This window comes from uncultured Amaricoccus sp., from assembly GCF_937858865.1.
Taxonomy (GTDB): domain Bacteria; phylum Pseudomonadota; class Alphaproteobacteria; order Rhodobacterales; family Rhodobacteraceae; genus Amaricoccus.
In genome coordinates this window covers 1-5,232 of the sequence record NZ_CALLYO010000094.1, presented here as the reverse complement: position 1 = coordinate 5,232, position 5,232 = coordinate 1, and the positions used below count along the sequence as shown (strand labels likewise).

General features: G+C 72.4%; 6 protein-coding genes. 3 read left to right on the top strand and 3 right to left on the bottom strand.

The window, feature by feature from the left end:
* Positions 1-746, bottom strand: a 746-nt coding sequence (locus Q0112_RS02465; protein WP_297970947.1) for a cytochrome c biogenesis CcdA family protein, incomplete at its 3' end; no start/stop codon positions are given.
* 94 nt (positions 747-840) lie between these two features.
* Between Q0112_RS02465 and Q0112_RS02460 the strand changes: the two genes are divergently transcribed.
* A complete protein-coding gene (locus tag Q0112_RS02460; RefSeq protein WP_297970944.1) occupies positions 841-1,068 on the top strand; it encodes a sulfurtransferase TusA family protein in 228 nt (75 codons plus the stop codon).
* A gap of 3 nt (positions 1,069-1,071) precedes the next feature.
* On the opposite strand, the gene Q0112_RS02455 is transcribed toward Q0112_RS02460, so the two are convergent.
* Together Q0112_RS02455 and Q0112_RS02450 are read right to left on the bottom strand one after the other, a co-directional pair.
* A complete protein-coding gene (locus Q0112_RS02455; RefSeq protein WP_297970942.1) occupies positions 1,072-2,544 on the bottom strand; it encodes a M10 family metallopeptidase in 1,473 nt (490 codons plus the stop codon).
* Positions 2,545-2,733: 189 nt separating this feature from the next.
* Complete coding sequence (locus Q0112_RS02450) at positions 2,734-4,167, bottom strand: Glu/Leu/Phe/Val dehydrogenase (protein WP_297970939.1); 1,434 nt, start codon at positions 4,165-4,167, stop codon at positions 2,734-2,736.
* A 186-nt stretch (positions 4,168-4,353) separates the two neighbouring features.
* Between Q0112_RS02450 and Q0112_RS02445 the strand changes: the two genes are divergently transcribed.
* Together Q0112_RS02445 and Q0112_RS02440 are read left to right on the top strand one after the other, a co-directional pair.
* Positions 4,354-4,569, top strand: coding sequence for a hypothetical protein (locus Q0112_RS02445; protein ID WP_297970936.1), 216 nt, complete (start codon positions 4,354-4,356; stop codon positions 4,567-4,569).
* Positions 4,570-4,651: 82 nt separating this feature from the next.
* Complete coding sequence (locus Q0112_RS02440; protein WP_297970933.1) at positions 4,652-5,224, top strand: DUF1349 domain-containing protein; 573 nt, start codon at positions 4,652-4,654, stop codon at positions 5,222-5,224.
* Positions 5,225-5,232: the final 8 nt, after the last annotated feature.

Sequence of the window (5,232 nt, the reverse complement as noted above, 5' to 3'; positions counted from 1 at the left end):
CCGAGCGCCGGGAAGGTCTCGAGCAGCCAGAAGGAGAGGTCGCTGAACGCCCCGGTCAGCATCAGCCCCCCGACGACGACGAGGAGCGTGCCGGTCGCCCGCTCGACCGCCGCCATGTGCCGCTTCAGCCCCGACATGAGCCCGATGGCGCGGCCGAGGAAGAGCGCGGTGAGCAGGAAGGGGATGCCGAGCCCGAGCGCATAGGCGGCCATCAGCAGGAGTCCCCGGCCGGTCGAGCCGCCCTGCACCGCCAGCGAGAGGATGGCGCCGAGCACCGGCCCGATGCAGGGCGTCCAGCCGAAGGCGAAGGCGAGCCCGAAGAGATAGGCCCCGAGCGCGGTGCCCGCCTCGCCGCGCGCCTCGAGGCGCGCCTCGCGCGCCAGCAGCGGGATGCGCAGGACGCCGAGGAAGTGCAGCCCGAAGACGACGATCACCGCCCCGGCGAGGAGCGTGAGCTGCTCCTGCCAGGCGAGCAGCACCCGCCCGAGCGCCGAGGCGGCGAGCCCGAGCAGCAGGAAGACGGTGGAGAGCCCGAGGACGAAGAAGGCGGCGGCGCGCAGCAGATGCGCCCGCTGCCGCCCGCCCGCCGCCCCGGTCGCCTCGTCGAGCGAGGCCCCGGCCATGAAGGCGAGATAGGGCGGCACGATCGGCAGCACGCAGGGCGAGAGGAAGCTCAGCACGCCGGCCGCCGCCGCGACGAGGAGCGCGGGGGCGAGCGAGGCGTCCCAGAGATCGATTCCGAACATGGCCGCCCACCCTAGCCGGCGGCCCCGGCGCCGTCACCAGCGGCCGGCGCACATTGCCGTGGACAGGCTGCCGCGGCCCCGGCTAGCTGGCGGCATGACGATCGACGCCGAGCTCGACGCCCGCGGGCTGCTCTGCCCGCTGCCGGTCCTGCGGGCGCGCAGGCGCCTCGCCGGCCTCGCCCCCGGCGCCCTGCTGCGGGTGCTGGCCGACGACCCGGCCGCGCGCGTCGACTTCCCCCACTTCTGCCACGAGACCGGCCACGCCCTCCTCGCCCAGGCCGAGCGCGACGGCTGGCAGGAATACCTGATCCGCCGGCGGTGAGTATCAGAGGATGAAGTCCACCGCCTTGTAGGCGGCGTGCGAGACGCCCGCGTCGGCGATGCGGAGCTCGAACTCGAAGGCCGCGTCGCCGTCGACGTTGCCGCGCAGGATGGTGTCGCTGCCCGAGGAGACGAGCGAGAGGTGCCCCTTGCCGGTGCCGCCGAGGATGAAGGCCTGGTCCCCGCCCCGGCCGAGGTCGGCGTCGATGGCGGAGAGGTCGATCCGGTCGCCGGACGCCACGCCCGCGCCCTGGAAGGCGCTGGCGCCGTCGCCCGCGGCGATGACGTCGCGCGCCGCCCGCGTCGAATCGCCGGACGCGAAGCGGAAGACGTCGCTGCCCGCCCCGCCGACCAGCGTGTCGGCCCCCGCGCCGCCGATCAGCCGGTCGTTGCCGGCGCCGCCGCGCAGCATGTCGGCGCCCGCCCGGCCCGCGAGTTCGTCGGCGCCGCTGCCGCCGCTCAGGCGGTTCGCCGCGGCGTTGCCGGAGAGATGGTCGTTCCCGCTGCCGCCGACGGCATTCTCGATCAGCGAGCGCGCGTCGCCGTGATAGGGCAGGGCGTTGAAGATGTTGCCGCGGGCATGGCCGCCGTTCGGCCCGCCGCCGAGATCGGCGCACTGGTCCGGCGAGAAGACCGAGCAGGCGCCGGGCGCGAGGTCGACGACGACCCCCTTGCGATAGGCCGAGAGGTCGTAGGTGTCGGTGCCGCCGCCGTCCCAGATGGTGGCGAAGATGCGGTTCCACCCGGCGGCGATGCCGACCGCGCCGTTGACGAGGGTGTTTCCCGAGCCCGGCTTCCAGGAATAGGTGGTATCGCCCGAATTGGTGTGGAAGTCGGCGCCGTAGAGATGCTGCAGGGCGGCGATGTCGTACATCATGAAGCTCTGCGCGAAGCCGCCGGTCTCGTTGTAGAGATAGGCCGCATCCGATCCCACGTAGGACCGGTAGGTCATCACCGAATATTCCATCGAGTCGGTCGCATCGGGGATGGCGCCGAAGACGTCCGTCTCGTGCCCGTGCTTCAGCCCCAGCGCATGGCCGATCTCGTGCAGCAGGATTGCGAAATGGTAGTTGCCGACGACGGGGTGGGTGCCGGAATCCCCGTACCAGGAGTCGCCGCCCTGCTCGAACACCGTCGGGTAGTAGGTATAGGCGGTCCCGGCCGTGCTGCTGTTGGCGTGACGCAGCACCCCGGCGCCCGAGCCGCCGGCGAGGAAGGCGAGATCGAGCCCGGTCAGGCCCTCGACGGAGAAGGCCCCGGCGGCCGGCTTCGCCCCGGGGGCCCCGACCTCGAGGATGGCGCGGATCGCCGATGCCTGCTCGGCGCGGAGCGGCGAGAAGCCCGAGGTGGCATAGCCGTAGTCGGAGCGTGCGTCGGGGAAGCTGTAGGTGACGGTCGAGGCGGTCCAGCGCATTCCGGCCAGCTCGCCGTCGATCCGCTGGTCCCAGCTCCGCCCGGCACTCTCGATCGCTGCCATGTCCCCCGCCTCCAGGACCATGTCTGCCAGAAGGGAACGGACGCGCCACCCAGGCACGGCTGCCGCGACGGGTCGCGGCAGCGGACTCCGCCCGGCACGCCGGACGAGTCGCCCCCTCTGGGACGATCGCTACACCATTCGGCGCGGACCGCCAAGCCGCCGCGCGCGGGGGTGCCGCGGGGTGCGGCGTCAGAGGCCCTTCGAGCGGTAACTCGCCGCCACGCGCTCGATCGAGACGAGATAGGCGGCGACGCGCAGGTCCTCGACCTCCTTGCGGCTGTGCCAGACCTCGCGCATCGACTGGTAGGCGGTGCGCATGGTGTCGTCGAGGCCGGAGCGGACCAGCTCGAGCTCGCCGGCGCCGCGGACGTACTGCTGCTTGAACTTCTCGGTCAGGCCGTGGTTCGTCGACGATTCCTTCAGCAGCCGGTCGAGCTCGTGGACGAGGAGCGCGTTCTGCGCCTCCTCCTGGCGGCGCTGCATCCGGCCGAAGCGGATGTGGCTGAGGTTCTTCACCCACTCGAAGTAGCTGACCGTCACGCCGCCGGCGTTGGCGTAGAGATCCGGGATGATGACCGTGCCCTTCTGGCGCAGGATGTCGTCGGCGCCGGCGGTGATCGGGCCGTTGGCCGCCTCGACGATGAGCGGCGCCCTGATGCGGCCGGCGTTGCCGAGGTTGATGACCGACTCCATCGCGGCCGGGATCAGGATGTCGCACTCCTGCTCGAGGACCGACGCGCCGTCCTCGACATGGGTTCCGCGCGGGAAGTCCTTGACCCCGCCGTGGGCGGCGAGGTGGGTCTTGAGGAACTCGATCGGCAGGCCCTTGTCGTTCACCACCGCGCCGTCGCGCTCGATGACGCCGACGATCTTCGCCCCGTCCTCCTCGGAGAGGAACTTGGCGGCATGGTAGCCGACGTTGCCGAGGCCCTGGACGATCACCCGCTTGCCCTCGAGCCCGCCCGAGAGCCGCGCCCGCTTCACGTCCTCCGCATGCCGGAAGAACTCGCGCAGCGCGTACTGGACGCCGCGCCCGGTGGCCTCGACGCGGCCGGCGATGCCGCCCGAGTTGAGCGGCTTGCCGGTGACGCAGGCCGAGGCGTTGATGTCGGTGGTGTTCATCCGCCGGTATTGGTCGGCCATCCAGGCCATCTCGCGCTCGCCGGTGCCCATGTCGGGGGCGGGGACGTTCTGGCTCGGGTTGATCAGGTCGCGCTTGGCGAGCTCGTAGGTGAAGCGGCGGGTGATCTGCTCGAGCTCGTGCTCGTTCCACTCGCGCGGGTCGATCCGGAGCCCGCCCTTCGAGCCGCCGAACGGCACCTCGACCAGCGAGCATTTGTAGGTCATCAGCGCCGCCAGCGCCTCGACCTCGTCCTGGTGCACGCTCATCGCGTAGCGGATGCCGCCCTTGACCGGCTCCATATGCTCCGAATGCACCGAGCGGTAGCCGGTGAAGGTGTGGATCGCGCCCCTGAGCCGCACCCCGAAGCGGACGGTGTAGGTCGAGTTGCAGACGCGGATCTTCTCCTCGAGCCCGGGGGAGAGATCCATCAGCCGCACCGCGCGGTTGAACATGAGGTCGACTGACTCGCGGAAGCTCGGCTCGCGCAGCGGAGCGTTCATGGCGCTTTCTCCCGGTGGTACCGCTCGGGGCGGCGTTCGTCGCAATAGAGCACCCGCCGCTCGCGCCGACAAGCGGATGGCGCGCGGCGCCTGTGACGGCGGGCACAGGGGTCGGGGCGGCGAATCGGCCATGCTTCTCCCATCGCCCGGGGACGCTCCCCGCGGCCCGAGCAAGGAGAGAGAGCCATGACCGCCATTCTCACCGCCAGCGCCGGTTCCCCGACCTGGACCCGCGGCACCCTCGCCCGGCGCCTCGCGGCGGCCGTCTCGGCCGCGATGGGCCGCGCCAGGGCGCGCCACGAGTACCGCCGCCTGCTCCAGTGCGACGAGATCATGCGCGACATCGGCGTCGACCGCGTCGAGGTGCGGCGGGCGCTGATGGAATGCGGCGGCCGGCTCTGAGAGGCCCCGCGCCGGACGCGGCCGTCTGGCCGCCGCCCCGCCCGCCGTGCTAGGCAGGGCCGGCGCGGCCGGGGAGGGAAGGGTGGCGACGAGCTTCGACTGGCTGAACCCGCCGCCGCGCTGGTCGGGCGATGCCGATGCGCTCGAGCTCGAGACCGGCGCCGCCACCGACTTCTGGCGCGACACCTTCTACGGCTTTTTCCGCGACAGCGGCCACGCCTGGCTGGCCCCGGTCGAGGGCGACTTCACCCTCTCCGCCCGCTTCCGCGGCGCCTACCAGGCGCTCTACGACCAGGCCGGCCTCATGCTGCGCCGGGACGCGGAGAGCTGGATCAAGACCGGCATCGAATATACCGACGGCGCGATGCACTTCAGCACCGTCGTCACCGGCCCGCGCTCCGACTGGTCGGTGATCCCGCTGCCGCAGGCGACGCCCGCCACCGAGGTGGCGGCGCGGCTCACCCGCCACGGCGACGCGGTGCGGGTGCAGTACGCGCTCGACGGCGGCCCCTGGCGCATGGCCCGCCTCGCCCCCTTCCCGGCCGGCGCCGCCGCGGCCGGCCTCATGGCCTGCTCCCCGGAGCGGGCCGGCTTCCGCGCCCGCTTCGAGGCGCTCGCGATCGGCCCGCCGATCGCCCGCAAGTTGCACGACTGACGCCTAGG